25 protein-coding genes and 2 pseudogenes are annotated in these 26060 nt (G+C 70.8%); 11 read left to right on the top strand and 16 right to left on the bottom strand.

From position 1 onward, the window contains the following. Positions 1 to 37: 37 nt before the first annotated feature. The gene (locus tag AOQ37_RS04405) at positions 38 to 1333 is read right to left on the bottom strand and encodes a glycoside hydrolase family 18 protein (RefSeq protein WP_062641490.1); all 1296 of its coding nucleotides are present in this window, start codon (positions 1331 to 1333) and stop codon (positions 38 to 40) included. 130 nt (positions 1334 to 1463) lie between these two features. Between AOQ37_RS04405 and AOQ37_RS04400 the strand changes: the two genes are divergently transcribed. Further along, positions 1464 to 3164 (top strand): hypothetical protein, encoded by a 1701-nt coding sequence (locus AOQ37_RS04400; protein WP_062641235.1) that lies wholly within the window; start codon positions 1464 to 1466, stop codon positions 3162 to 3164. An 84-nt stretch (positions 3165 to 3248) separates the two neighbouring features. On the opposite strand, the gene AOQ37_RS04395 is transcribed toward AOQ37_RS04400, so the two are convergent. The 15 genes and pseudogenes from AOQ37_RS04395 to AOQ37_RS04325 all read right to left on the bottom strand — a co-directional run bounded on the left by AOQ37_RS04395 (position 3249) and on the right by AOQ37_RS04325 (position 17562). Next, positions 3249 to 5897, bottom strand: a complete 2649-nt coding sequence (locus AOQ37_RS04395) for a SpoIIE family protein phosphatase (protein ID WP_062641233.1) — start codon at positions 5895 to 5897, stop codon at positions 3249 to 3251. Positions 5898 to 6167: 270 nt separating this feature from the next. Then, the gene (locus AOQ37_RS04390; protein ID WP_062641231.1) at positions 6168 to 6596 is read right to left on the bottom strand and encodes an ATP-binding protein; all 429 of its coding nucleotides are present in this window, start codon (positions 6594 to 6596) and stop codon (positions 6168 to 6170) included. 267 nt (positions 6597 to 6863) lie between these two features. Beyond that, a complete protein-coding gene (locus AOQ37_RS04385) occupies positions 6864 to 7274 on the bottom strand; it encodes a (deoxy)nucleoside triphosphate pyrophosphohydrolase (RefSeq protein WP_062641229.1) in 411 nt (136 codons plus the stop codon). A gap of 30 nt (positions 7275 to 7304) precedes the next feature. Then, positions 7305 to 7544, bottom strand: a complete 240-nt coding sequence (locus AOQ37_RS04380) for an SPOR domain-containing protein (protein ID WP_062641227.1) — start codon at positions 7542 to 7544, stop codon at positions 7305 to 7307. Positions 7545 to 8016: 472 nt separating this feature from the next. After that, positions 8017 to 8769 (bottom strand): GntR family transcriptional regulator, encoded by a 753-nt coding sequence (locus AOQ37_RS04375; protein WP_062641225.1) that lies wholly within the window; start codon positions 8767 to 8769, stop codon positions 8017 to 8019. A 147-nt stretch (positions 8770 to 8916) separates the two neighbouring features. Further along, positions 8917 to 10212 (bottom strand): DUF4190 domain-containing protein, encoded by a 1296-nt coding sequence (locus AOQ37_RS04370; protein WP_062641224.1) that lies wholly within the window; start codon positions 10210 to 10212, stop codon positions 8917 to 8919. Between the two features lie 93 nt (positions 10213 to 10305). Further along, positions 10306 to 10575, bottom strand: coding sequence for a hypothetical protein (locus tag AOQ37_RS04365; protein WP_062641222.1), 270 nt, complete (start codon positions 10573 to 10575; stop codon positions 10306 to 10308). Continuing rightward, complete coding sequence (locus AOQ37_RS04360) at positions 10575 to 11300, bottom strand: ABC transporter permease (RefSeq protein ID WP_234436795.1); 726 nt, start codon at positions 11298 to 11300, stop codon at positions 10575 to 10577. The genes AOQ37_RS04365 and AOQ37_RS04360 overlap by 1 nt, the downstream gene beginning before the upstream one ends. Beyond that, positions 11297 to 12274: pseudogene (locus tag AOQ37_RS04355) on the bottom strand (ABC transporter ATP-binding protein). The gene AOQ37_RS04360 and the pseudogene AOQ37_RS04355 overlap by 4 nt, the downstream one beginning before the upstream one ends. Before the next feature lie 360 nt (positions 12275 to 12634). After that, positions 12635 to 13870 carry a tyrosine-type recombinase/integrase gene (locus tag AOQ37_RS38345; RefSeq protein ID WP_078889980.1) on the bottom strand — a complete coding sequence of 412 codons (1236 nt, stop codon included), beginning with the start codon at positions 13868 to 13870 and terminating at the stop codon, positions 12635 to 12637. 38 nt (positions 13871 to 13908) lie between these two features. Beyond that, complete coding sequence (locus tag AOQ37_RS04345; RefSeq protein ID WP_234436794.1) at positions 13909 to 14067, bottom strand: helix-turn-helix domain-containing protein; 159 nt, start codon at positions 14065 to 14067, stop codon at positions 13909 to 13911. A 295-nt stretch (positions 14068 to 14362) separates the two neighbouring features. Then, a complete protein-coding gene (locus AOQ37_RS04340) occupies positions 14363 to 14791 on the bottom strand; it encodes a MarR family transcriptional regulator (protein WP_234436793.1) in 429 nt (142 codons plus the stop codon). Positions 14792 to 15180: 389 nt separating this feature from the next. Next, positions 15181 to 15666, bottom strand: coding sequence for a gamma-glutamylcyclotransferase family protein (locus tag AOQ37_RS04335; RefSeq protein ID WP_078890004.1), 486 nt, complete (start codon positions 15664 to 15666; stop codon positions 15181 to 15183). A gap of 14 nt (positions 15667 to 15680) precedes the next feature. After that, the gene (locus tag AOQ37_RS04330; RefSeq protein ID WP_078889979.1) at positions 15681 to 16235 is read right to left on the bottom strand and encodes a GNAT family N-acetyltransferase; all 555 of its coding nucleotides are present in this window, start codon (positions 16233 to 16235) and stop codon (positions 15681 to 15683) included. Between the two features lie 16 nt (positions 16236 to 16251). Then, positions 16252 to 17562: an NsdA family TPR-like regulatory protein gene (locus AOQ37_RS04325; protein ID WP_062641219.1), complete on the bottom strand. Its 1311-nt coding sequence runs from the start codon at positions 17560 to 17562 to the stop codon at positions 16252 to 16254. 277 nt (positions 17563 to 17839) lie between these two features. Between AOQ37_RS04325 and AOQ37_RS04320 the strand changes: the two genes are divergently transcribed. From AOQ37_RS04320 to AOQ37_RS04285, 10 genes and pseudogenes are all read left to right on the top strand, one after another. Further along, positions 17840 to 18412 (top strand): hypothetical protein, encoded by a 573-nt coding sequence (locus tag AOQ37_RS04320; protein ID WP_159401300.1) that lies wholly within the window; start codon positions 17840 to 17842, stop codon positions 18410 to 18412. Positions 18413 to 18465: 53 nt separating this feature from the next. After that, a complete protein-coding gene (locus AOQ37_RS04315; protein ID WP_063781109.1) occupies positions 18466 to 18882 on the top strand; it encodes an ATP-binding protein in 417 nt (138 codons plus the stop codon). Then, positions 18852 to 19403, top strand: coding sequence for a DUF6415 family natural product biosynthesis protein (locus AOQ37_RS04310; RefSeq protein WP_159401299.1), 552 nt, complete (start codon positions 18852 to 18854; stop codon positions 19401 to 19403). Before AOQ37_RS04315 ends, AOQ37_RS04310 begins: the two co-directional genes overlap by 31 nt. Next, positions 19397 to 19573, top strand: a pseudogene (locus tag AOQ37_RS41760) (DUF6302 family protein); the annotation flags it as partial. The gene AOQ37_RS04310 and the pseudogene AOQ37_RS41760, both read left to right, overlap by 7 nt. A 58-nt stretch (positions 19574 to 19631) precedes the next feature. Then, entirely contained in the window at positions 19632 to 19862 is a 231-nt protein-coding gene (locus AOQ37_RS41755) for a DUF6302 family protein (protein ID WP_267887999.1), read from the top strand. Between the two features lie 43 nt (positions 19863 to 19905). Continuing rightward, positions 19906 to 20097: a DUF5999 family protein gene (locus AOQ37_RS04305; RefSeq protein ID WP_062641213.1), complete on the top strand. Its 192-nt coding sequence runs from the start codon at positions 19906 to 19908 to the stop codon at positions 20095 to 20097. Positions 20098 to 20297: 200 nt separating this feature from the next. After that, positions 20298 to 21527, top strand: a complete 1230-nt coding sequence (gene fxlM / locus AOQ37_RS04300) for a methyltransferase, FxLD system (protein WP_062641211.1) — start codon at positions 20298 to 20300, stop codon at positions 21525 to 21527. Positions 21528 to 21614: 87 nt separating this feature from the next. Then, positions 21615 to 21800 (top strand): FxLD family lanthipeptide, encoded by a 186-nt coding sequence (locus AOQ37_RS04295; protein WP_062641210.1) that lies wholly within the window; start codon positions 21615 to 21617, stop codon positions 21798 to 21800. Between the two features lie 82 nt (positions 21801 to 21882). Further along, on the top strand, positions 21883 to 24915 hold the full coding sequence (locus AOQ37_RS04290; protein ID WP_234436792.1) for a lantibiotic dehydratase: 3033 nt from the start codon (positions 21883 to 21885) through the stop codon (positions 24913 to 24915). Next, positions 24912 to 26054, top strand: coding sequence for a lanthionine synthetase C family protein (locus AOQ37_RS04285; protein ID WP_062641207.1), 1143 nt, complete (start codon positions 24912 to 24914; stop codon positions 26052 to 26054). The genes AOQ37_RS04290 and AOQ37_RS04285 overlap by 4 nt, the downstream gene beginning before the upstream one ends. Positions 26055 to 26060: the final 6 nt, after the last annotated feature.

The following is a 26060-nucleotide window of genomic DNA, read 5'->3' as shown; positions in this document are numbered from 1 at the left end:
GGGGAGGGGTCCACCGGAACCGCCGGACCCGCCGCGGCTAGCGGACCCAGCCCTTCTCGTACGACGTCCAGTCCTGTTCGGTGGCAGCGAAGTCGACGTACGCCGCGACGCCGAAGTTCGCACGGTCGGCGTCCGTACGGGACAGCCCCAGCCGGACGCCCCGGACGGCGGCGGCGACGGTCTCGGCGTGATTCCAGTGGCCGAACCGGTTCTCGTGGTAGAAGGGCAGGCCCATCAGGAGGTCGGTGGAGGCCGGGGTGACCTCCAGGGCGAGCGAGGTCTGCTGGGCGACGTAACCGCCGTACGTGCTCTCCAGCGGCTGCATGGTGTCGTACGACATCACGGCGATCTGGTCGACGCGACGGGCGACCTGGCCGAAGAACCTCTGCGACCACCACTTGGGGTGGCCGGTGGTCGTGCCCCAGAAGGAGTGGAAGCCGGGGACCGGGTCGATCTGGTGGGCGGCGACGGAGAGTTGGGCGTTCCGGGCCTTGGTGACCGCACGCAGGTCGTCCAGGAGGCCCAGGTAGTCGCCGTCGCCGGAGTGCAGCGGTTCGAGGTCGAAGTGGGCGCCCTGGAAGCCCGCGGCGAGGATCTCGCGGGTGGACCGCACGACCGCGGCGCGGGTCTCGGCCCGCTCCAGCCGCATGCCGTTCGGGCTCTCGCTGGCGAGGACGTCGCCGAGCCAGGCCTGGACGCGGAGCCGGGGTGCTTCCCGGTGGATCGCGGCGATGAAGCGGGGCGCGCCCGCGTAGGCGGACGCGGGGAGCGTGCCGTTGTGCTCCAGGGGGCCGGCGTGGACGTACAGGTCGCGGATGCCGGTCTTCCCGAGGCGGTCGGCGAGGGCCTTGACGTCCGCGTCGGTCTTGCGGCCGTCGACCCAGGCATGGCCCAGCCAGATGGCGTCCCTGCCGCGGGTGTGCGTGCCGTCGGCCGGGTCGCCCAGGTAGTTCACGCGCAGGGCGGTCTCGGCGGCGAGCACCGGGAGGAGGAAGAGGAGGACCAGGGCGAGGGCGGTACGCCGCACCAGCCGTCCCCGGCGCCCACGCCGACGGCCCTTCCCGTCACCGGGACCGTCACCGGGGCCACCGCCCGGATCGCCACCGGTCCCGTTCCCGTCGGCGCCGTCGACCCCCTCGGTACCGTCGGCCCCCTCGGTACCGTCGGTCCCGTTGGTGCCACCTGTTTCGCCGGTTTCTCCGGCTCCGGAACCGCCTGCGGCACCTTCGTTCTCGGCCGCCGTGGGCCTGCCCCGCGCCTCCCCGGTCTCCGTCTCCGTCTCCGTCTTCTTCTGCTCCGTCCCCGTCTCCGGTTCTGAATCCGGTTCCGTCAGCGGTTGCGTCCTCGTCCGACCCGGTGGCCGTTCCATCGCGGTTCCCCCTCGCGTGTCGTTCCGCCCCACCGCCCCCGTGTCGGGTGCATCCCGGTCGCGTGGCCGTAATCGCGGCCATACGCTCCCAAATGTGACCTCTTCCTTGTTCCGGGGCCGGCCGCGGCGTGCCACGTCGCACATATCCGTGCGGGTGGCGCATGCCGTGCTGGGCGGTGCGGTCGGGGTCGTGTGGCTGGTGTTGCCAGGGATGACGTCCGGTGGAGACGCTCCGGTTGCGATCAAGAACCCGGCGCCCGGCGTCAGCAGCGCCGCCGCCGAGGCCGACGAGAGGTCCACCGTCGATCTGGTGCTGCCGCTCGTGGCGGTCGGCGCGGCCGGGGCGATCGCCGGGTACGGGTACCTGCGGCGCGTCCGCCGCACCCGCGTCAGGACGACTCCCGGCGGTACCGGCGGCGCGCCGTCGCCTCGGTCGACGCCGCCCCTCGCCGCCCTCGACGAGCAGGCCTGCGCGGCGCTGGTCGAGGCCGACAACCGGGTGCGGGCGGCGCGCACCGAGCTCGGCTTCGCCGAGATGCTGTGCACGGCGGGAGAACCGGCGGCGTTCCACCGGGCGGTCCGCGAGGCGGAGGCGGAACTCGCCGCGGCGTTCCGGATGCGGCAGCGGTACGACGAGGGGGTGCCGGCGGAGGCGGCGGCCCGGGAGCACGCGCTCGCCGGGATCGTCGGCCGGTGTGCGGAGGCCGGGCGGCGGCTGGACTCCTTGGCCGGGGAGTTCGCCCGGCTGCGGGGGCTGGAGCAGGGGCTGGGCGAGGCGTTGGGGGCCGCGGAGGACCGGTTCCGGGAGCTGGCCGGACGGGCGGGGGCCTCGGAAGCGGTGCTCGCGGGGCTCCGGGACCGTTACGCGCCGACCGCCACCGCCTCGGTCACCGGGAGCGTCGAACAGGCCAAGGACCGGCTGCTGTTCGCCACCGTCCGGCTCAACCAGGCCCGGCAGTCGGCCGATGCGGGGCGACCGGAGCGGGCGGCCCGGCAATTGCGCGCCGCCGAGGGCGCCGTGGCGCAGGCGGCCGTCTTCGTGGACGGTGTGGACCGGCTGGCCGTGGAGCTGCGGGCGGCCGAGCGGACCGTCCCGGCCGCCCTCACGGGCGCGGAGGCGGAGCTGGCCTGGGCCAGACGGCGGACGGACCCGGCGGCACCGCAGCCCGCGGCCTCCTCGTCCCGGGCCGCGGCCGGCTCCGGCCCCGGCACGAGCGCCCCGCCCGGTGCGGCCGGACCGACGCCGGGCGGGACGACCCCGGGGGCGACCCCGGCCGGCTTCCACGTGCGGCTGCTGCATGTCGACGCCGTGCTCGGCTCCGTACGGCAGGAGTTGACCGGCGGTCAGCCAGCAGATCCGGTCGGAGTGCTGCGCCGGATCGTACGGGCCACCGCGCCCGTCGCCTCGGGACGGGCCGGGGTGCTGCCGGCCGCCGCTCTGATCACCGCCCGCACCGCCACCGCCGCCGCCGCCGACTTCGTCGCGACGCACCGGGGCGCGGTCGGCGCCACCGCGCGCACCCGGCTGGCGGAGGCGGAACGGCTCCTCGCGACGGGCGACCCGGCGGACCGCCCGCCCGCCGACGTCCTCGCCCTGGAGGCCCGGGAACTGGCCGAGCTCGACGTGCGAGCGCACGGGAACCCGTACGTGGGAGCCGCGGGCGCCGGGGTGACGGCCGGCACGGGCGGGGCCGTACTCGGTGGCATCGTCCCCGCCGAGGACCCCGAGGACGGCACCCCCGCGGGCTTCGCCGGCCCGGCCCGGCCCACCGGGACCCGACCCGACCCCAGGTGAACGTCGGCCGACCGCCGCAAAGGCGCGCGCCTGCCTCGTAGGCGCGCGGCTGCCTCGTAGTGGGGGGCCGAACCCGCGGCGGGTTCAGAACAGGCTCAGCAGTGCCTCCGCCGGGTCCGCCAGGCCCGTCTCGCCGTCCGGCAGCGGAAGTTCGAACCACACCGTCTTGCCGCGCGGGGTGCGGCGCGAGCCCCAGGCAGCCGACAGCAGGCCGACGAGCTGGAGGCCCCGGCCGCCCTCGTCGGTGTCCCGGGCGCGACGGCGGCGCGGCTGGACGAGGCCCGCGTCCCAGACCTCGCACACCAGCGTGCGGTCGAGCAGCAGCCGGAGCCTGATCTCACCCTCGCCGTACCGCAGGGCGTTGGTGACCAGCTCACTGACCAGCAGTTCCGTCGTGTCGACGAGGGGTTCGAGGTCCCAGGAGAGCAACTGGCCGCGGGCGTACTCCCGGGCCCGGCCCACACTGCGCGGTTCGCGCGGCAGGGTCCAGTCGCCGACCGAGTCGACGGGCAGACCCTGTACGCGGGCCATCAGCAGGGCGATGTCGTCCTCGCCGTGGTGCGAGTCGAGGGTGTTGAGGACGTGGTCGCAGACGTCCTCCAGGGGGGCGGAGGGGTCGGTGAGCGCCCCCACGAATGCGTTGAGGCCCTCGTCCAGCGGGTGGTCGCGCGACTCGACCAGTCCATCCGTGTAGAGCGCCAGCAGGGCACCCTCGGGAAGTTCGACCTCCACCTCCTCGAAGGGCTCGCCGCCGACGCCGAGCGGCATGCCGGGCGGCACGTCGAGCATCAGCGCCGGCTCACCGGGTTCGACGAGCACCGGGGGCAGATGGCCCGCGTTGGCGAAGGTGCAGCGCCGGGTCACCGAGTCGTAGACCGCGTACACGCAGGTCGCGAGGTACACCTCGGACAGGTCGGCCTCACGGGGCCGGCGGGCGGCCCGGGTGGCCTGCTGGACGCCGCCCGGGGTGCCGAGGCCGCGCGCGATCTCGTCCAGCGCGGAGAGGACCTCGGCCGGTTCCAGGTCCAGCAGTGCCAGCGTCCGGACGGCCGTGCGCAGTTCGCCCATCGCGACCGCCGCCCGCAGACCGCGGCCCATGACGTCGCCCACCACCAGCGCCGTGCGGTGGCCGGGCAGTTCGATGACGTCGAACCAGTCGCCGCCGACCTCGCTCGGACGGCCCGTGGAGGCGTTGCCCGGAAGGTAGCGGCAGGCGATGTCGAGGCCGGAGGCGACCGGGTCCCCGGGGGGCAGCAGCGACCGCTGGAGTATCAGCGCCCGTTCGTGCTCCCGCCGGTACAGCCGCGCGTTGTCGATACAGACCGCCGCCCGCGCCGCCAGCTCAACGGCCAGATCGCGGTCCCGGTCGCCGAAGGGCTCGCTGCCCTTGGTCCGGGAGAACTGCGCGAGGCCGACAACGGTGTCGTGGGCGACCATCGGGACGGCGAGGGTGGACTGCACGAGGCCGCCCTCCTCGCCGGGGATGGCCTGCGGGCGGGCGGTGCGCAGGGCGTCCGCACAGGGGGAGTTGAACGGGAAGTGGTGGACCGCGCCGACCGCGACGGGCGCGCCGGCGCCGGCGAAGGGGGCGTCGGAGACGGCGGAGGAGAAGGCCACCCGGCGCAGCTCGGCGCTGCCGTCGGCGAGGCCGGGCGGGGTCTCGTCACCGGCCAGGAGCCCTTGGTAGAGGTCCACGGTGGCGAGATCGCAGAAGCCGGGCACGACGACGTCGAGGAGTTCGCGCGCGGTCGTCTCCAGGTCGAGGGAGTTCCCTATGCGGGCCCCCGCCTCGTTCAGCAGGGCGAGATTGCGCCGGGCCGCGGCGGCCTCACGGGCGGCGGCGCGGCGGGCGGTGATGTCGGTGCCGAGCCAGGCGACGCCGATGGGCCGGCCGGTGCCGCTGTGCACGCGGTAGAGGTTGATCGACCAGTGCCGGCGCTCGTCGGAGCCCGGCACGTAGCCGGTGACGTGCATGTCCGTGATGGAGTCGCCGGTCTCCAGGACCCTGCGCAGGGTGGCGCTGACCCGGTCGGCCTCGGGCCGGGGCAGGTAGTCGTGGACGCCCTTGCCGCGGTGGTCGTCGGGGGTGCCGCCGAAGATGGAGGCGAACCGGTGGTTGGCGCGGCGCACGCGCAGGTCGGGGTCGATCAGCAGGAAGCCGAACGGGGATTGGCCGAAAATGGCCTGCGAGGCGGCGAGGTCGGTCTCGATGCTGCGCAGCGTGCGGACGTCGACGACGATGCACACAGCGGCCTTCTCGCCGTCCAGGCTGCGCGTCGGCATGACGTAGACCTCGGCGAGGCCCCGCTCGCCGCGTCCGCCGCCGGTCACCGGGTCCGGCATCCGGAACGGGACGACGCCGGTCCACTCCCGCCCGTCGAGGATCTCGGCCATCTTGCGCTGGCCGCGTTCGCGCAGGTCGGGGTCGATGAACGCGTCGATGGGGTCCATGCCGACGGCGCGGTCGGCGGGGATGCCGAAGATCTGCTCGGCGCGCAGGCTCCACTGGTCGACGAGCCCGTCGGGGCCGATCGAGAACGAGGCGACCTTGATGTAGTCGTAGATCGAGCCGGGCGGACTGCTCTGCCACATGGCGTCACCGGGCGCCGCCGCCTCGCCCCGGCCGTCGGCGAGGCCGTGCGGGGCGTCGGCGGCGAGCGCACCCGCGGCCTTCGCCCTCGCGCCGCCCGACGGGTCCTCGGACTCCGTGGCCTTCGCTGGTATCTCGCTCACGCGAACCGTCCCCTCCAGCTCACCGCGTCCGGTACCGGTCACCGACGGCGGCTGCCCGCAGTATCCAGCACTACGGGTCCGCACGACACGGTGTTCACGATCACAGCACGGTCCAGGTGTTTTTGAGACCGCCCCATGACAACACTTCCAGTCTTCTAACCAGCGGACACGCCCTCGAACCACCTCTTCCGGGACCGGTCGGAGACCGGAACCGAACGGACGACGTCGCGAGCCCCGCCGTACACCGGCTCATCCCCGCGAGACGTCCCGTCAACCCGGCACCGCCAGTTCGAACCAGACCGTCTTTCCGGTGGTGCCGGGCCGGGTACCCCAGCGGCGGGAGGAGGAGGCCACCAACTGGAGTCCGCGCCCGCTCTCGTCCTCGGGCCGGGCGACCCGCTCGCGCGGCGGCTCCGGCAGCGGGTCGGAGACCTCGACCAGCAGGACGCCCGCGAGTCCGGCGGGGCGGACCAGACGGAGGCCGATGGGGCCGGTCGCGTGCCGCAGGGCGTTGGTGACCAGCTCGCTGACCAGCAGCGCCGCGATGTCGCTCAGGCTGTCGAGACCCCAGCGGTGCAGCTGGCCGCGGACGGCCCCCCGGGCGGTGCGCACCGCACCGGGGTCTGCGGGGAACGTCCACTCGGCGCATTCTCCGTCGGTGTCGATCACGCCGATCACTTCCCGGGCCAGCGAGTACACCCATGTCCGCTTTCGTGGGGTTAATGGCCACATACCCGATATACGGGAGGCAGTACCGCACAGCAGGGCGCACTGTGGCACGAACGGCGTACGCGACGGCCCGGCGCCCGCACGAGGCTCCCCCGCACCGGACCCACCGCCGTCCGACGCGCCCCCGGACCGGCGACTTCCGCTCCGACCGGCCCGGATCCAGCGGCATCCGGTTCGGCGGGCTCTCGGTTCGGTGGCCCCCTGGTTCAGCGGCCTCCGGTTCAGCGGGCCTCCGGTTCAGCGGGCTCCGCCGCCGAGTCTCGACAGGGTCTCGCGGACCGCGGGCACGTCCTGGGGCAGCCAGTCGACGTCCCAGATCTGGGCCGGGGTGAGCCAGCGCAGCTCGTCGTGGTCCTGGAGGGGCCGGGGGGCGGCGGAACCGGGGCGCAGCCGGGCGGTCCACACCCGCAGGACGTAGGGCGGCCCGAGCGGCCACTCCCCGGGGACGCGCTCGACGGTCTCGGTGTCGACGCCGAGTTCTTCGCGCAGCTCCCGCACGAGGGCCGCCTCGGGCGCCTCGCCCTCCTCGACCTTTCCGCCGGGCAGTTCCCAGCGCCCGGCGAGTTCCGGGGGTGCGCTGCGGCGCGCGGCGAGCAGGCGGCCGGCGTCGAGCAGGGCGGCTCCCACCACCACGATCCGTTCGGTCATGGGCCGGAGCCTACGGGACCGGACGGAACGTCAGTTCCGGGTGCCGTCACCGTTCTGGGCCTGGGCCTGGGCCTGGCCATGAGTCTGTGCCTGGCCCTGCGTCTGCCCGATGCGCTCGACCCAGTAGAGCTGCTTGTGGCCGCGGCTGTCGAGGCTGTCCGCGATCTTCTGGGCCTCGGCCCGGGTCGCGTACCTGCCCACGCGGTAGCGATTGCCGTTGTCGTCCTGCCGTATGACGAGCCAGGGCAGAGAGATGGTGCTGTCGTTCATCGCCCCCCACGCCCCCTTCTCGCCCCGACCCGCCCGGATCCCGTCCGCGGCACGCCTCGCGCCCCGCCTGCCAAGGAAACCGCAATCCGCATATGCCCGAGCGTACGCCTTACCTTTACGCACCGAACACGACTTTGCACAAAGAGGTACGCAACCAGCCAAGACGCAGGGGGCGCACGGGACCGAACGCGCCGTCCGCGCGCCGCGATGCGTCCGGTCGGCGGGGTTCCGGGCACCTACGGGGCGACCTGCGGGAACAACCGGAAACGACCGGATTCCGACGGCGCGCGGGCGGGTTCACGGCGGGCGGATACCGGGGGCAACTGCCGAAAGGGTGTGCGCCGCCCGAGCTCATGCGCTACCGCCCCGGCCGCCGCCCCCGCCCCCACCGCTCCCCCACGCCACCGGCGAGGGCCGTCCCGGGCCGCTCCCGCGGAGTGCGCCGGGGGACGCTCCGGGCTCACTCCGGCGGCTACTTCACCGGCAGGTGGTAGGCGACCCGGTAGCGGTCGGCCGGGATCACCACGTCGGCCGTCTCGACCGGGCGGCCAGAGGCGTAGTACGTGCGCTGGACGACCAGGACGACATGCCCCGGGACGCCGCCGAGGGCGAGGAGTTCCTCGGCGAGCCCGGGCCGGGCGCCGACCTCCTCCGTGACGTTGTCGACGATCACGTCGATGGCGCGCATCCGCTCGACGACCCCCATGCCGCCGAGGGGACCCTCCTCGGGCAGCATGACGGGGGTGCGGCCGGTGACGGCGAGGGGCTCCCAGGAGGTGGAGAGCATCATCGCCTCCCCGGCCTCCCGGAAGACGTACCTGGTGCACATCACGCGGTCGCCGGACGCGATCCCGAGCCGCTCGGCGACGGAGACGCCCGCCTCGGCCTGCTCGCTGCGGGACTCCCACGTCCCCCGCGTGTGCCCCTCGGCCTGCTCCTGCCGGAACGGCGTGGCGCCGCTCACGGGGCGGTAGCCGGAGCGGGCGATGCGGCGCGGCACGGGGCGCTCGCGCACATACGTGCCGGAACCGGAGCGGCCCTCCACCAGCCCCTCGGCCATCAGCACCTTGCGCGCCTCGAGGGCGACGGTGTCGGAGACCCCGTACTCCTCCCGGATTCTCGCCTGCGAAGGCAGCCGGGTGTGCGGTGGCAGCGACCCGTCGGTGATCTTCTTGCGGAGATCACCCGCGACACGCAGGTACGCCGGCTGCTCACCGAATGTCACTGGCCACTCCCATCAGGTTGTACAGACAGCTACAGCCTGGCAACCGTGGGTTGTACCGTGCAAGCAAAGGCCAGAGAATCACTCGATGTGATGACATGTGCCGGGGTAACCCTCCACCCAGGCACTTTCTCCCCGCTGCGGACGCGATCACACATCCAGACCGCTGTCGCTGTCGCCCCCGCCCGTGCCGGCGCTCCCGCTGTCGGAGTCCTCGTCGTAGGAGGGCACGGTGGTGGCCAGGCCCAGAGCCTTGCGGGCGGTGACGGTGGTGGCGCCGTCGACGTACTTGTAGGCCTTGTCGTAGTGCTCGTAGAAGGCGTCGGCGTCGGTGGCCTTGGCCGCCGCGGCCCACTCCTTGCTCGCGGTCCGCATGTCCTTCACCAGGGCGGCCAGGGGCGCGTCCAGGTCCGGCCCCCAGAGGTGGCTGCCCAGCTGGTCCGCCTGATTGCCGGTCACCTCGCCGGTGTCACCGGCCCAGGTGCGGTTGCTCGCGAGATCCTCCTCGGCGTACTCCTCCGGCTCGTCGAAGAGGGCGTCGTCGACGGCGGCCATCGCCTTGAGGAACTCGAACTGGTCGGGGTCGAGCGTCGTCGCGTCGGCGCGCAGCGAACCGGTCAGCGTGCCCCTCTCGTCCACGTTGGCGAAGACGCAGGTGATCTCACGGTCGCCCCAGCTCCAGCTGTCGGCGGTCGGCGTGAGGTAGTAGATGTCGACCTCGTCGGTGATCGCCCAGGGGTCCATCGCGTAGGCGTCCTGGAGCGTGTAGCACTTGTCGTCGGCCACGTCGGTGACGTGGTCTTCGCCCGGGAAGCTGTCGCCGGACAGCGGGACCGTGGCGAACACCTCGGCGTCGTGCTCACCGGCGCAGGCCACCTCGTCGACGTCGTACACGTCCTCGTCGAAGGTCTCCCCCGGCACGTCGAAGCAGTCGCCCTTGGCGAGCGTGAAACTGGAGTCGGTGGTCACGCCCTCCTTGAAGCCGTCCCAGAAGTCGGAGGCGCCGCCCGTGGACAGCGCGAGGACCCACACCGCGAGTCCGACCGAGGACAGGACCGTGCCCACCACCGCCATCGCCTTGCCGCGCTCCCCCCGCTTCTTGATCTGCACCAGCGCGATGATCCCGAGGAGCAGCCCGACCCCCGGCAGGAAGCACAGGAGGCCGAGGACGAGGGCGGCGATGGCCACGCCGTTGACGGGCGAGGGCCGGCCGTAGGGGCTGTAGCCCTGCCCCCAGACGGGATAGGGCACCCCGCCGTACGGCGGCTGCGGGTACGGGGCCTGCGGGTAAGGGGCCTGCGGGTACGGACCCGGACCCGTCGGGGTCTGTCCCGTCGGGGTCTGCGGGGGTGGGGCGAAGGGGTCCTGGGGGTACGGGCTCTGCGGCTGCGGAGGCTGGTACGGGTCCTGGGGCTGGTGCGGCCCGGGCGGCGGGGGTATGGACACGAGTACCGTGCTCCTGGTTCGGACGGTTCAGGCAGGTGTACGACTGCGCGCATCGTAAGCGCGCCACCACCTGGGGCGGAACGGAGATTCGGTTCAGGCGGCCGCGCCCGCCTCCTCGGCGAGCAGTGCCCGCGTGCAGTCCCGGATCAGGCCGTGGAAGGAGAACCGGGCCGGGGTGTCCTCCCGGATCAGGTTGTTCTCGATCAGCGCGTCGAAGTGGTGTTCCACCTCCCCGGCCGGCAGACCCGTGACGAGCGCCGCGTCGGCGACGTCGTAGGAGGCGGCCGGCTGGAGGCTGATGAGCCTGCTGAACTGCCTCTCGGGCGCGCTCAGATGGTCGTAGGACACCCGCAGCACGGCCATCAGGTCGCGCTCCGCGGTGCGCAGACAGCGGGCCCGCCGCGCCGGGTGCGCGAGGCGCTCGACGAGGTCGGCGACCGCCCACGCCGGACGGTCGCGGAGCCGTACCGCGAGATCTCGAGCATGGTGCCGCTGAGCGGGATGAACAGGTTGCCGAGGAAGGCCAGCGCGGTCATCGTCAGGCCCGGCATGTGCATCACGACGTCGGGCTTGAGCGCCAGGCCCAGCGAGATGCCGAGCGCGGCGAAGACCGCGGCCCCGAGCCAGGCGACGATCAGGGACGTCACCCACACCTCGGCGTCGGCGTGCGCACCGGTGACGAAGCCCAGCACTCCGACGATGGCCACCGGCACGGCGGCCATGACCACCGAGCACAGGACCTTGACGAGCAGGTATCCGGGCGGGGCGAGGGGGCTCAGCGCGATCGTGCGCATCCAGCCGGCCGACTTCTCGACCGAGATGGTGGCCGCGGAACTGGTGGCGGCCATCGCGGCCCCGTACACGGCGAGGCCGATCATCATCCAGGCGGCGAAGTTGCCGTGCGGCAGGGTGCCGTGGGCGGGCGCGGTACGGAACAGGGCGAGGTAGAGGACGGCCGGCAGGAGGAGGGTGAAGATCGTGGTCTGACGGTTGAAGCGGCGGGCCAGCTCGTAGCGGACGAAGGTGGGGTTGACTCCGCTGAACGACGAGGTCCGGGGGCGGGCGGGCGGCGCGGTCAGGGTGGTCATCGCGGGCCCTCCTGGCCGGTGCGGCCGGTGCGATTCGTGCGGCCGGCTCGGGTGATGGCCATGAAGGCCTCTTCGAGGCTTCGGGGGGCGACCTCGATCTCGGTGGCGGAGGTCCGGCTGACGAGCAGCCGCAGCAGCGCGTCGGAGTCGGTGGTGTCGAAGAAGTGCCGGTCGCCGCGGACCGCGACGGACCGCACGGACGACGAGCCGGCCACGGAAGCCGCGTCCTGCGGGCTGATCAGCGCGGAGACGGTACGGCCGCTGATACGGGCACGGATCGAGGAGGCGGACCCGTCGGCGACGGCCCTCCCCCGGTCGACCATCACCACCCGGTCGGCGAACCGATCTGCCTCCTCCATGTAGTGCGTGGCGAACAGGACCGTCATGCCGTGCCGGGCGTCCTCGCGGACGGTGGCCCAGAACTCGCGGCGGGCCGCCACGTCCATCCCGGCGGTCGGCTCGTCCAGCACCAGGAACTCCGGGTCCGACAGCAGCGCGATCGCGAACCGCAGCCGCTGCTGCTCCCCGCCGGAGCACTCGGCGACCCGGCGGTCCCGCAGCCTGGTGACGCCGGCCCTGCTCATCACGGTCTCCGGGTCGGCGCCGGGGTGCAGCGAGCCCAGCATCCGTACGGTCGCCTCGACGGTCAGGTCGGGCAGGAGTCCGCCGCTCTGGAGGACCGCCGCCACCCGGCCGGCGCGCACCGCCTGCTGCGCCGCCCCGCCGAACAGCTACACCTGCCCCGCGTCGGGCCGGGTGAGGCCCAGGAGCATGTCGATCGTGGTCGTCTTGCCCGCGCCATTCGGTCCGAGAAACGCCACGACCTCGCCGCGCCGTATCCGCAGGTCCAGCCCGTCGACGGCGGTGAACTCCTCGCCCTTGGCATTGGCGAACCGCTTCACGACCGAGCTGAGCACGGCGGCATCCGGTGACGTCACCTCCCCCGTCGCCGGGCGGAGTTGGGTTTCGGTCATCTTCAGGTCCTCACGATCCGGTGGGGGGTGGCTTGACGAGAAACACTCTTGCGCCCCCCTCTATCCGCCCGAACCGAACCGGCTATCCCTGCCCTACGGGACCGCCGCGCCACACCGGAGGAGTCGGCCGACCCGACGCGCCCGCCGCTCCGGACATGCGCAGAAGGGGCCGGGCTCCCCAGAGCCCGACCCCTTCTGACCTGCGTGTCCGCCGCATCAGCGGCGCGGTGTCATGTCATCCGCTCAGACGTTGAAGCGGAACGTTCAGTGCAGCGCTCCCACCTGCGAAAACGTCCGTCAAGCTGATCGTATCCAGCACCGATCCAGCACCGTCGGGACTCATCCAGCACATCCAGCACGTCACGCTGCGGAGGCGGACTCGTCCGAGTCTGTCACCGCTGGACGCATGGCGTTCTGCATGACGTCTCGACAACGGTCCCACGCCTCGGGGACCAGGTGACCGTAGATGTCCACGGTGGTCTTGATCGACTTGTGGCCGAGCCAGCGTGAGACCTCGTGGATCGGCACGCCGTTTGCCAATGCGGTCGAGGCGAAGAAGTGCCGCAGCGAGTGCGGGGTGTACTTCGCGGTCCCATCGGGCTTGGTGAGGCCAGCCGCGATCTGCGCCTTCCGGAAGTGGTACGCGTAGGTGGTAGCCGTGGGCATGACGCCCTTCCCCCGATCACGCGGCGCGAAGAAGACCTCGACCACCCGCGGCCGTCCGGCCTTGTCCTGAAACTCAAGGGGGATCGGACGCCACAAGACCTCATGCTCATGACATTCATCGAGGATGAACGGCGCCACCGGCACATCGCGGTACTCGCCCTCCTGTCGGTGCTTGAGCGGAACGAGCCTCGTCTTGCAGTCCTCGCGGTTGGCCTTCGCGCTGATCTGCCAGCGAACTCGGATGAAGTCGTCACGCAGGCAGCCGGTGTGGAACGCCAGCGCCTCGCTGATGCGCAGGCCCGCTCCGGCTTGGAGGGGGACCGTCAGCTTGTACTGGGGGGAGATGTGCTTGTGGATGAGGTTCACCTCGACCAGCGTCGGGATCTCGTCCTCATCGACCGCGACGTTTGTGGGTTTGGTGTCGACACCCCTGGTCGGATCCTCTTGGATCAGCTTTTCCTCTTTGGCCGACCAGAAGATGTGCTTCACCATCTTCATGCGGTCATGCACGGTGCTTTCAGCGAGGACTTTGAGGATCGCCGCCTTGAAGTGCTCAATATCCCGCTTTGTGATCGAGACAAGCGTCTTCGCCCCAAGGTGCGGTATGAGGTGATTATCGAGGAAACCCTGATAGTTCGAAGCCGTAGATTCACCGACACTCCGGCGCTGCAGCCAGTCATCTGCGTACACCCGCAGACTGATCTTTCCGGCGCTCGGGTCAATGTAGACGCCTTGGTCCTTGTCGGCTTCCATCTTGTTGCCGTAAGCCTCGGCCTGAGTCTTCTTCGGGAAGCTTTCCTCGCGCTGTCGGCCAGTTCGACCACCTGGCTCGCGGAAGCGAACGGTCCAGTCATGCCCGCATCGCACCTTCTCGCACGGATAGTTCTTGTTCCGCTTGTCGGTCTTGCAGCGCTGGAAAACGGTAGCCACGCGGCCCCTTTCATATACCGAGGCATGGCCAAACAGCCTCACCCATAGTTTTCTTCTAGGTAGGCGACGATGTCGCGTTCCCGGAATCGCAGGAGACGGCCGACCTTCTGGGCCTTGATCCCCCACGTCCGATACTTGTTCTTCACGGTGATTTCGCTCACCTTGAGCCAGGCGGCTACCTCTTCCGGGGTCAGCAAGCGATTGCTCCCGCCGGCGGTCAAGTCGTCACGCCCTCGGTCGCTCCACCGGCATTCTTCGGCCAGACAGCCACTGCGCATCTCCCTCGGCGAGGTGCCGTAGCGATTGCGCGACGGGCACCGCGGTCATGTGTGCAGCCGAGGACAGCACCCTGCTCTTCGACCACCGAGTTCCGGTGCCGCCACGGCGTCCACAGCAACTCCACCGCCAAGCGCAGCTGCCGCGAACTCCTCAATGGTCGTGAGAATCGCCGGTTTGGCTAACCGGCGATCGTGGTCTATGTTGCGCGCCGCATCACGAACCCGACGCCTCCGTAAGCTCGCCGTCGGCGAGGGCCAGTCGATAGGAGCGCAGCAGGACCCGGGGAACGCCATCCGTGGTGACCGTCAGCAGGGCGTCATCCGTAAGTCGGTCGAGGTTTTGCGCAGCGAGGCGCTCGGGAGTCCCAATCGCCTGTGCCACTTGCCGTGTTGTGGCTCCGGGATGCGCCGCGACATACGCGAGGACAGCACGATCTGCGCGATAGCCCCGTTGCAAGAGATCCTCGCCGAACAGGCCGGCCGCGCAGACACAGACGCAGAGCCCGGTGGATACGGCAAGGTAGTCACCCGCCGTCTGGCCGACCCAGGCGTTCAGTCCGCCGAGGGCAAAGAGTGCGGGTGACGTGAAGCGGGCGGATCGGATAGCGGATTCAGACAGATATGCCTCCCAAGTACGGACCATGCCAGCGCGGCAACCTCACGCGGTTGGGTCGCAGAGTTGTTCGCCACCCTGCCGAGTAGCCCCGCCGTCTGACCTGGTGTTTTTCCGGGACGTTGTACGTTGACATAGTCCCGGCGGAGGTATCCAGTCTTTTGGAGTTCTTTCCCGTCTGCCGTGAGCGAATGCCCACGGTCAACGCCGAGGAATCGCTGACCTTGACCTTGATGGGACGAAAGGAGCCATTCGCAGGCACCGTAAACCCGTCTCATACCTTCGTCGACCAACAAAGCGGGGCCCCTGGTTCACACCAGGGGCCGCCCTCGGACAAGTCCTCGCGCTGCCGCAAGGACAGCGTTCAGTCGCCGCTCGTCTTTCTCCTTTTCGTTGCGCTCGTACGTACGCCGGCCGGTTCACTGGCCAGCTTCGGCGGCCAATCCCGGAGCGATCCGTGCGCATCGAGCGGCGTACTCCTGGAGGTGTCGGGCCCTGAACTGCTCGGCGTCCCAATCCTCGTCGCGGACCTCGCCGTCTGGCCAGATGTACGCGAGCCCGCGCCCGCCGGAGGTCAGCGTCACCTCGCGCAGGTCGTAGCGGTCGTCCTCGAAAGCGTCGAGGATCGTCCACTCTCTCCGGCTGAGGTCGGTGAGCAGCACTCCGGGCGCCGCAGAGCTGGGCGCCGCCACGAGTCCCGGGTAGACGCGCCCCTCCAGGGACGCCGCGCGCCAGCCGGGCGCGCTGGCCGATACGCGCTGCGGTATCCGGCCGATCAGCGCCTCGAGGACGGCATCGAACTGGAGCGTCCCGTACGCGAACAGGAGCGCGGCATCCGGCGAGAGTCGGTCCCGGCGACCGGCAGCCGTCGGGACCGGGAAGGGCTGTGCGGTTGCGTTGTGCATGATCGTTCCGGTCATCACGAGCTGGGCAGGTACATGGCGTCGTAGGTCGGCGACTCGGGGGCATGCTTGATCTCCCCCATCACCGTGTACCCCCACCGAAGATAGGCGTCGTGCGCCGGCTGATTATCGATGATGCAGGTCAAGGTGGTGGCGCTCTCCGCACGTCCCGAGATCACGGTGTCGTGGATCTTTCTGCCGAGTCCCTGGCTCTGGTACTCGGGGAGGACCATCAGCTCTCGGAGCCAGAAGACCTGCCCGGCATCCGCGAGGGTCTGGAGCTGCGCCGGCCTCCGATTGCCGAGCGAGATCCACCATGGCTTTTCGGCGGGCAGCGTGGCGCCGTGCACGTAACCGATGATCTGCCCGTCCCGGCGGGCGGTCACCGTCTCGAAGCCCTCGCTGCCGAAGGCAGCCTCCAGCCGCTCCCGGAAGGAGGCGACGGAGAAGAACGGATCGCCGATGTACGGGGGCGTGTCGTACACCCGGGCGTACACCTCGACCAGCTCGTCGGTGATGGCCTTGACCGACGCCCCGTCGTACCGCTGGTACTCCGCATCCACTGGTTGCATCTCTCCTTTTGCTGAATCACGCGACGACTGCGCGGATCTCTTCAAGCAGGTCCCCTACTCCGCGGGCGCGGTGATGAGGGGCCAGTCCGTCGTGGACGATCTTCAGTTGCTGGACTGCCCGAGCGGAAGACATTCCCGCCGTCCGGATCAACCCGATGGCCTTCCTCGTGGCATCGACGCTGTGGTCGATGTCCCCTGCGCCGATGGCCGCGGTCGCAAGGCGGCCGAGGCACATGCCTCTGTTCCGCGAGTGCGCCACGTCCTGTAGCTTCTCCGACTGCGCCAGGAGGTTCTGGGCGCGAGCAGTCTGGCCGAGGTCGAGGCGGCACATCCCTTCCAGGCACACCAATTCGGCCTGGTTGAGGAACGTCGTCCAATCGGGGTCGCGGTCATCCGTCCCGCGCTCCCATTCCTTCCAGGCCCTCTTGATCGCGGACTCGCAGTTGAAGCGGTCGCCAACCCGGGCGTGCCCCTGGGCCTCGCGGATCGCCAGGAGCGCCGTGACCCGCGTCGGTGCGCTCCACATCTCGGCGTGCGTCTGGGCGAGCCGGGCGAAGCGGATCGCTTCCCGTCCTTTGTTCAGGTCCACGGCTTGGCGGGCCATGTTGCTCAGCGTGCGGCTGGAGAGCACATCGTCGCCGGTCAGCATCGCGGCGTTCAGGGCCTCGGAGAAGTACTGCCGAGCCTGGGCGTGGAGCCCGGCGTCGTAAGAGAACCAGCCAAGGCTGGTAGTGAACTTCCCTGCGAGAGCGTGCAGTTGCTGGCCAAGCTGCTCGTCGTAGATACCGCGGTCGATCATGTGGTGCACCCAGAGCAGGTGAGCACGCGTCGGCCGCCAGAGCCGGTTGCCGCCGAACTGCTGGTCCTGTGCGTCCATGTCGTCCGCAGCCTCGCGGAGAAGCTCGACCTCGTCCTCGGCGATCTTCCAGTCCTCGGAGCTGGCCACATCGGTCGTCGTCTGAGCCAGCCACGGCGGCGGGTCCTGGTCGCCTCCGGAGAAAAGCGGGACCGTGGCGGCCGACTGCTCGATGAGCGGGACCGGCGTCACGACGGGCACAGCGGAAGTGTCGGGAGTGCCGTCTCCGGCACCCGGGCGGAGCCCCAGCTCCTCAACTGACCGCTGGAAGTACAGCTCAAGGACCACCCGTGTGTCCGGGTGCGGGTATGGGCGCGGCCTGGTCTCGCTCTCCCACTTCGACATCTGGCGGACGGTGAAGGTCGGGCGCTTCGAGACCCGCCCTTCGGCAGCAAGCCGTTCCGCCAGGGAGTTGAGTTCGTCAACCGCCTTCGCCTGGGTCCGGTTTCGGCTCTCGCGTAACGCTCTCATCGGACTGCGGCTCACCGGACACCCCCTTTACCGACTGGTGTCAGCTCACCGTAGCGGTCATCTCGCGAGCTGCGTGAGGTGTCGTCAGCGAAAGCGCTGGTGAGACGGAAATGGGGGTCAAAAGGGCGGGTGAAGGGCGAGTGGGAGGCGACCAGGGTTCCGGTGAAAAGACCTGTTCACCGCCCCGGGCCTTCCGATGCACTAGGTGACGGCGGACGCACTGTGCGTGCTGACAGATCGGATGTCGACCTGGGAGGGGCCCATGGAGACCTGCACCGTGACTGGCGAGCCCGAGCGCCTGTCCGCGTGGTTCGCCGCGGCCACTCCCTCGCCGGCGGAGTCCATTAGCGCCTGGCGCCGTACGCCCGACTTCCCCCGGCGGCTGCCGACCGGCATCACCTTCGATGTCGTACTGGCGCACCGCCCTCTCGTTGAGTTGGCGTACGACATCCTGCGCCGGTACGAACAGACCGTCGGGCCGGCTGTCCGCTTCACGAACCTGACCACGGCGGCCGTCCTCGTGCCGCCCGGCACCGCAGCCCGCTGGGGCAGGCTGGTTGCCGGGGCCTCCTGGCTCGACCGTAGTGCCGTTCCGATGTGCCTCGGTGCCGGCCACGCGGTTCGTATCCCCGGGCTCGCGCCATCGGCGCAGGGCGTACCGGTGGAGTGGCTGGAAGCGCCCAGCACCGAGTCGGCCATAGGTGACGCCCCTCTGCTCACCGCTCCGGTGCAACTGGTCCGCTGCCTTGCCGAAGCACGTTCCCTCCTCGCCCCCGACGACGAGCGGAGCCCTCTTAGCAGGGCGGTATCCGCGGTCCGGGCGGTCCTCCGAGCCCCCCAGAGGACGTGATGACAACGACTGCCGCTCGGCCACGCCGCGCCCCCCACCGCGACGGCGACCTCATGAGCGCCACGTTCGAGATCAAGCAGCGGCCACCGGGCGAGCCTCCGCCGCCCGAGGACGGCGAGAAGGTCGGCGTCATGCGGCGCCGGACTCGACAGCGCCTGAGCGCCCGCGGGCTGGCCTACGTCGCCGACGAGGCGGTCCTGATCGTCTCCGAGCTGGTCACCAACGCCATCGTGCACAGCGGCGGCCGGGAGATCACGGTGACGCTCTCGCTCCGCTCCGGGTTCCTGCGTATCGACGTACGCGACGGTGTCCCCAGCTTCCACGCCCGACCCAAGGCACCCCGTGACGCAGACGAGAACGGCCGCGGCCTGGTGCTCGTCCAGTCGCTCGCCGAAGAGGGACGAGGTTCCTGGGGTGTTGAGGACGCCGGCACCACCACATGGTGCGAGCTGAGATTGGCGGCAAGCTGATGGCGAGCACCGCAGTACGAGGCGCGCACGCGGGCCCCGAAGCGGTGCCGGTCCGCGTCAAAGACCCGACGGTCCCGACGAACCCCTGGTCGCCGCCGCTCGACAGACCGGGCCTCCGCGACCTACTGAATGCGGTGCGCGCATGGGAGCCGGTGGACTGGGACGCAGTGTTCGACGATCTGGACATGGTCCTGAACGAAGAGGTCAGTCACCATGCCGCGGGCGCGCGAGCAGGCCGTCCCGGGGCCGCCGTGCCCTCGTACGACGAAGCCGACGAACTCGCCCAGCGATTCCGCGGGGCCCTGATGCAGCTCGTGAACCGAGGTTTGCGCGACGATGCCACCAAGAAGTACCCGGACATCGGGGACCTGATCGAAAAGGCCCGTGCGGTGCGCTCCGAGGAACTTCCTGGCGATGAGCTACAGGCCCTCGCGCTCCTACGAAAGCTGGGCCGAGCCACCCTGGATCTCGCCGAGCGGCTGGAGGAGACCGGCATCGTCCGGGGGTTGATCGAATGCTGACCACCGCCACAGTGCCGGCGCGCTCCGTCGCCCTCCGTCCGGCCGCAGAAGCGTACGACTTCGAGTACTTCCGTGACCGCCTCGCAGAGCCCGCGATCCTCGCCAGCGCGGTCGCCGTCCGCGTGTTCCGGGCGCCGCTGCTCGCCGTACCGGTCGGCGGCTCGCGCCGCGGCGGGTACATGTCCTTCGACCTTCTGTCGCTGGCCATGGCGACCCGCGGTCTGCTCGATTACCCAGCCCGGCTTCCCGAACCTCCGCGTCCGCTGGTCGCCGTACCGCGACACCTGCCACACGGTCGAGTGGGGCGATCCCGCTCCCGATTGGTGGGAGGACGACGCGGTCTTCGGCCGCTTCTACGGCTACAGCGAGGCCGCCATCGCCGCGTTCGTGCGGCGACACCCACAGACCCCCTCTTCGGCCACCTCCGAACCGTTCCCCCACGGCCTCGTAGCCCGCTGAAGAGGGCCCAACTTCCCGCCCGCGCCCCGAGAGGACGAGCACCATGTGCGCGCACACCCCGCCGTGTCCCACGGCAGAGGCTCCCGACAGGGAGGCCGCGCGGCCCATCGCGCACCACCCGGAACAGGGGTGGAGCCTGCTGTGCAACGGCGTCCTCACTTTCGAGGACACCGGTGAGCTGCTGCCGGACGGACGGATCGTCGCACCCCGCCGGCCTCTCGCGGTGGCGACCTGACGCCCGGCGCGTAGACAGCCGTCCGGCCACCCGGATGTGACGGGCCGGGTCGTCGGGCGGTCACCACCCCGGCGCGGAGCCGTCGTCTCGTCCCTGATGTGCGAGCCCTCGCGGCCCCGCGCCGGTACCCGTAAGTCCGCTCAACCAGGCTCGGCGCGAACTCGCCGAGGAGGAGAAGCCGCGTGGATAACGTCCCCGACATGACGACGAACACCGAAGCAGAGGCAGTTACGGAACAGCAGTTGCGCGACAAGATGGTGCGGCAGCTCATCGAGGTCGGGGCCGCCCGAGACCCCCGTGTCGTGGCCGCCTTCCGTGCCGTTCCCCGGCACCTGGCCACCCCGGAGGTGGACCCCGCCAAGGCGTACGAGGTTGAGACAGCCACCATTACCAAGACCGACGAGAGCGGCGTGGACATCAGCTCCGTGTCGGCGCCGCGGATTCAGGCCATGCAGATCGAGCAGGCCGACATCCAGCCCGGGATGACGGTGCTGGAGATCGGCTCCGGCGGGCCGAACGCCACGTACCTCGCCGAGATGGTCGGCCCCGAGGGGCGAGTCATTACCGAGGACATCGACGCCGATGTCACCGCACGCGCCGAACGGTTCGTGGAGGCCACCGGCTACCGGAACATCACCGTAGTCACGGGCGACGCCGAGCACGGCGTACCGGAGCACGCACCGTACGACCGCATCGTCGTCACCGTGCAGGCCGCAGACATCCCGCCGGCCTGGATCGAACAGCTCAAGGACGGCGGCCGGCTCGTCGTGCCGCTGCGGATGCGCGGCATGACCCGCACCGTGGCGTTCGTCCGCGACGGCGACCAACTGGTCAGCGATGGGTTCGAGCAGTGCGGCTTCGTACCGATGCGCGGTGACGGCGAGAACCGGATGAGCCTGGCCGTCCTCCACGACGAGGAAGGCGCCGAGGTCGCCCTCCGACTGGACTCTGACCACCCCGATCCGGACACCGAGGCGCTTCGGGCCGCGCTGCGTTCCCCTCGGGCGGAGGTGTGGTCCGGGGTGACGGTCGGCGGTGAGGAGTCGAAGGAGCACCTGGACCTGTGGCTCACGACCGTCTTGGACAACCTTCCCATCATGGCGGCCAAGGCCGCGGCCCGGCAGCGCGGCGTCGTCGCCGTGGCCTCACCGATTGGACTCCCGGCGCTCGTGGACGGCGACAGCTTCGCGTACCGCACGACTCGCGCCACCGACCAGGAGGACCGCTACGAGCTGGGCGCCATCGGTCACGGTCCCAACGGCCGGAAGGTCGCCGAGCGCCTGGTCGAGGAGATCCAGGCGTGGAACGACGGGCACCGCGGCGACCGCGCGCACATCGAGGTCTACCCGGCGGGCACGCCCGACGACCGACTTCCCGCAGGTCGGGTCATCGACCGGCCGCACACGCGGGTCACCATCTCCTGGCCGTGACGCCACCGGCGTCGCTACCAGGTGGCACCACCAGCACGACCAGCACGACCCGCACAGTCAACTGACCCCTCAACGAGGAGACACGCGATGGCACCGCAGATCAGCACCAAGCCGCAGACCGGAACGCCGTTCACCGCCGACACCGGGTCGGACTTCGACCTGAACATCGAGACCGTCTCGGCGCTGCCCGTGGTCGGTGCCCTCCTGAACGACACCGGCGACGGCTGCACCTCCACCTGCCAGTCCGCCTGCTCGAACAGCACCTGCGGCTGACCAGCACCACCCCTCCGGGGCGGGCCGGCCGGGAGACCGGGCAGCCCGCCCCGGGTACCGCACCCGCGAAGGAGGAACGGCCATGTATGAAGCAGTTGACGCGGGCATGATCAGGGCATCGGTGTTTCCGCTGGTGGCCTCGCTGCCCTCCTGCCCCGCTCCCGCCGCCGACCCTGCCGTGGACGCGGAGAACTGCCGCCGGTGGATCAAGCAGGTCTGGAGCGACAACGACCGTGCGAGCGCCATCGAACTCGCCGCGCCGGTCCTGGCCGCCAGCATCCGCAAAGCCATCAACGGCGAGGCCCGCCGCTCCCGAATCCGGCGAATCACACTCTCCCTGACCCGCTATCTCCTGCGGATGCAGTTCCGCGCGACGCCCTTCGGAACGTTCGCCGGGCCTGCACCGGTACGCATTGGCCCGAGCAGTGTCGTCCGCTGGGGGACGCAGCACACGGCGTTCGCCAGGGCCGATGCCACCTGGCTGCACGACATCATCACCACCCTGGAGCAGGACCCGGACGTTCTCCATCACCTGCACGTCGTCGCCGACCGTACATACACCGTGCGCGGCGCGCAGATCTCCGTGCCCCACCAGCCCGGCGACAAGGGGCCCACCGAAACGACCCTCCGCCGCACCCGGGCATCAGAGTTGGCACTGTCCCTGGCACAGTCGCCCACGACCTTCGGCGAACTGGTGGCCAAGCTCCAGGCCAATTACCCCGACACCCCGGTCCAGAAGATCGAGGACATGGTGCGCAACCTGGTCGCCCACCGCGTCCTGCTCACCAGCCTCCATGCCCCGATGACCTGTGACGACGCTCTTGGCCACCTCGTCGATCAGCTCGACCGGACATTGCGCGCCGGAGCCCCGGGCTCCGCGATGCAGGCGAAGGTGGAGAACCTGCGCCGCGTTCACCAGCTCCTCCACCGGCACGACCGCGCCCACCCGGACGAACAGCGTGACCTCCGGGCGCAGGCCACTGCCACCATGAACCGTCTCACCGGGGTCGCTGACCGCAGTCTCGCGGTGAACCTGCGTCCGGACTGCGACATCACCCTCCCGCAAGAGGTCGCCGAAGAGGCAAGCCGGGCGCTGGACGTGATCGCACGCGTCACCCCGTACCCGAATGGTTCCCCGGCCTGGCGCGACTACCTCACCCGGTTCCTGGAGCGCTACAGCATGGGCACCGTCGTGCCGGTGCGGGAACTCACCGATCCGGACACCGGCCTCGGCTTCCCCGTCGGCTACCGGGGCACCGTGCTTCCCCGTCCCGTCCTGGCAACGACAGCTCGCGACGAACACCTCCTCGCGCTCACACAGGAGGCCGCCCTGACCGACCGGCACGAGATCGTGCTCACCGAGGGCGACATCGAGGCCCTGTCCACCGGTACGCCCACCCAAGTCCCCGCGCACATCGAGTTCACCTTCACCGTGCTCGCACAGTCTCAACGCGCCCTGAACGAAGGCCGTTTCACGCTCTCCACGGTCGGCCTGTCGCTCGCGGCCGGCATCACGACAGGGCGTTTCCTCCCCACCCTCGAAGCCGCAGATCTCGACCGGATCACCGCTGTCCACACTTCTCTGCCCACTCTGACCGACCGCGCGGTCCGCGGGCAGGTTTCGGGGCCGCCGCTGAAAGTGCCGATCAACAACGTCAGCCGCTCGCTCGCCCTCTCGCCGGAGCTGTTGTCCGTCGGCGAACACAATCCCAACGCCACCTTGGACCTGGACGACCTCGGTGTCCTCGCCGACGCAGGCCGCTTCTACCTCGTGACGCTGTCCACCGGCCGGATCATGGAGCCGACGGTGATGAACGCCGTCGAACTGTCGAACAGCACCCACCCCCTGATCCGCTTCGTCTGCGAACTTCACCGCTCCCACACCGCCGTCCTGCTGCCGTTCTTCTGGGGCGCCGCGACCCGGCTGCCGTTCCTGCCCGAAGTCCGCGTAGGGCGCACAGTTCTTTCCGCGGCCCTGTGGCGGCTGCGGCGGCGCGACCTCGGAGACGGAGACGACTGGCCAGAGCGGTTCAGTAACTGGCGCAGCAAGTACGGCCTGCCGCGCACCGTGTTCCTCGGCGCCAGCGATCAGCGCCTCCGCCTCGACCTCGATGAGCCAGTCCACCAAGAACTTCTCCGTGCAGAGCTGCGGCGACACACCGTGGCCGTCCTGCACGAAGCCCCCGAGGAAAGCGCGTACGGCTGGATCGACCGCGCTCACGAGGTCGCCATGACGTTCGCCTCGGACCAGAAGCCCACCGCCGCACCCGTGGTCCGGGCATCCGCCAGTCGCGATACCGCCCGGCTGCCGGGCGCCTCGGACTGGGTGTTCTTGAAGCTGTACGGCAGCACCGCGCGCGTCCCCGAGGTGCTGACCGCTCACCTCCCGCGCCTCCTGCACGACGAATGGGCCACCCCGCCGCCCGCCTGGTTCATCCGCTACGCCGACCCCGACCCCCACCTCCGTCTTCGGCTGCGTCTTCCAGGGCCGGACGCGTTCGGCGCCACGGCGCAGGCCGTCGCCCGGTGGGCCGCCGAACTGCGCCGCGAGGGCCTGATCCAGCGGGTGCAGTGGGACACCGACCACCCTGAGACCGGCCGCTACGGCACCGGCCCCACATTGGAAGCGGCGGAGGACTACTTCGTGGCCGATTCCACGGCCGCCGTCGCGCAACTAGCCCTGGCGGTACCGGCCGAACTCCGGCCGGCTGTCACCGCCGCATCCTTCGTGGACATCGCCACAGGGCTCCTCGGCACCCGCAAGGATGCCTGCACCTGGCTGATCCAACACCTGCTGCGCGGCGACGGCGAAAGCGTCCCCCGCAACGTGCAGGCCCTCGCTCTGCGGCTGTCGGAACCGGCCGCGCCGGGCGTCCTCACCGACATCGACGGCGGAGACGCTGTGGCCGACGCCTGGGAGGAGCGCAGGCGCGCACTCGCCCGCTACCGGCTGGCGCTCGCCGACGACGCCCCCGAGTCCGTGCTGCCGTCCCTGCTGCACATGCACCACAACCGCGTCGCGGGCACCGACCGCACCGCAGAGGCCGCCTGTCGCCGGATAACCAGAGCCGCATCCCTGTCCTGGACACTCATCCCCGAAGGAGACGAGGCGTGACCACCGCCCTGCTGACCACCGACACCTCCACGCACCAATCCCTCGCCCACGGTCCCCTCGGCATCGCTCTGCTGCACGTCGAGCGGGCCCGCCGCGGCACCGGAGACTGGAGCGAGGTGCACCGCGCCCTCGCGGGGATCGGGCCCCTGATCGACGGGCGGGACGCCAACCTCTTCCTCGGCGCCCCCGCGATGGCCCTCGTCCTGCACCTGGCCGCCGACGGTACCGACCGCTACGCGGGCGCGCTGCACACGCTCGACGGCGTCGTGGCCGCACACGCCCGGCAGCGCCTGACCACTGCGCACGCCCGGATCGACGCCGGCCGCCACGCCACCTTCGCCGAGTACGACCTGTTCCGCGGCCTCACCGGCATCGGTGCGCTGCTTCTGCGCCGTCAGCCCCACGGGGCCGAACTGAAGGGCGTCCTCGAGTACCTGGTGCGCCTGACCGAGCCGGTCACCCACCAGCCGGGCGAGACACTGCCCGGCTGGTGGGTCGGCCACGCCCCGGCCAGCGACAAGACGGCCACCCCCGGAGGTCACGCGAACGCCGGGCTGGCACACGGCATCGGCGGCCCGCTCGCCCTCCTCTCCCTGGCCCTGCGCGCGGGCGTCACCGTGGACGGACACGAAGTCGCCATCCGCCGCATCTGCCGGTGGCTCGATCAGATACGGCAGAGCGACTACCGCGGAACGCGCTGGCCGCGCTGGATCAGCCACCGAGGACCCGCGCCCGCGCAGCCGGCCACCCCATCGTGGTGCTACGGCACCCCGGGCCTGGCCCGTGCCCAGCAGCTCGCCAGCATCGCCCTCGAAGACGGCGACCGCAAGCGGATGGCCGAGCGTGCTCTTCTGCACTGCCTGAGCGACCCGGCCCAGCTCGACAAGGTTGCCGACCGCGGCCTGTGTCACGGGTTCGGCGGTCTCCTCCGCACCGTGCAGCGCGTCGCCCAGGAGGCCGAAGCCCCAGCCATCTTCGGTGACCGGATCAGGCTCATTACGAGCAGGGTCCTGACGGCGGACGCCCCCGAGGAGACGGGGTTCCTCACCGGGAAAGCCGGCGCATCCCTCGCTTTCCAGGACGCCGAGTCGGGCACCACGCCCCAAGGGCAGTGGGACGGCTGCCTCCTGCTGACGTGAGAGGAG

This window comes from Streptomyces maremycinicus (genome assembly GCF_001184025.1).
Lineage (GTDB): Bacteria > Actinomycetota > Actinomycetes > Streptomycetales > Streptomycetaceae > Streptomyces > Streptomyces maremycinicus.
This window is presented reverse-complemented; position numbering and strand designations above follow the sequence as displayed.